We start from the raw sequence: 1,073 nt of genomic DNA on the forward strand, positions 1-1,073 counted from the left end.
CGACCACGATCCAGGACACGTTCCATGCCAATGCGAAGCTCCTGGCACGGCACGGGGTGATCTACCCCGACCTGGGGCCCGGCCACGGTCATCACGGGCTCTCGGCGGAATGGTACGGCGACCTCGCACCGAACCTGCGCTACCGCGAGCCGCCCGAGAAGAGCTGGGCGCGCGTCGCAGAGCCGTGGGCCCGCCGCGACGTGACCGTGTTCCTGTCCACCGAGACGCTGTCGATGGGGCACCCGAACGGGGCGCCCGACTATGCCGCGATCCGCCGGCGCCTCGATGCCTTCGACGAGGTCGAGGTCGTCTGCGTCCTGCGCGAGCAGCGCGCCTTCATGCAATCCACCTATCTCGAAGTATCGCGCAAGGCAGTGCCTCCGACACCGGCGCAGATCGCGCAGGCGGCGATGACCGGGGGATATTGCGCCGGGCTCTGGACGAACTACGCTGCCTTCCATGACCGCCTGCGGCAGGGCTTCGGCGCCGAGGAGATCCGCTTCCTCGACTACGGGCGCGCCTGCGCCGCGCCGGGCGGCATCCTCGGGACCATGCTGGACGTGCTCGGCGTCACGGAGCTGAAGGCCGAGGATCTCACACAGGTCTCGGGCGGACGGTCCAACCCTTCGCCGCCGGCCCTGCCGGTGTGGGCCGCACTCGCGGTGAGCCAGCCTGTGCCGCCGCAGCCCTGGCTGGTACGGGAGGCGACCGAGACCTTCGAACAGGAGTTCGGGCCGGATGCCCGCTCCTGCATCTTCACCCGCGCGGAATACGAACGGCTAGGCAAACGCTTCGGTCAGCTCGACGCGGCCCTGGCCGAGCGGCTCGCGGCACACCAGCCCGGCTTCTCGCTGTCGCCGGCCCCGCTGCCCGACGGCACGGTCTTTCGCGAGGACTTGGGCACGAGCTTCTGGGTGCAGTTCACCCGTCGGCTCCGGCAGCGGATCGAGGCCTCGACCCGGGCGCCTGCCACAGGGTAGACCCGCACCTCGCCCCGCACCGGCGCCGCGCCGGCTGGCGGCCTTCTCTTTCACGACACGGGATTTCCCACATGTCCAAAGTCGTGCTGCACA

At 70.2% G+C, this 1,073-nt stretch carries 1 protein-coding gene; it reads left to right on the forward strand.

From position 1 onward, the window contains the following. Positions 1–980, forward strand: a 980-nt coding sequence (locus RISW2_RS25215; RefSeq protein WP_043775800.1) for a hypothetical protein, incomplete at its 5' end; no start/stop codon positions are given. Between the last annotated feature and the right edge of the window lie 93 nt (positions 981–1,073).

It is taken from the genome of Roseivivax isoporae LMG 25204, assembly GCF_000521865.1.
GTDB classification, from domain to species: domain Bacteria; phylum Pseudomonadota; class Alphaproteobacteria; order Rhodobacterales; family Rhodobacteraceae; genus Roseivivax; species Roseivivax isoporae.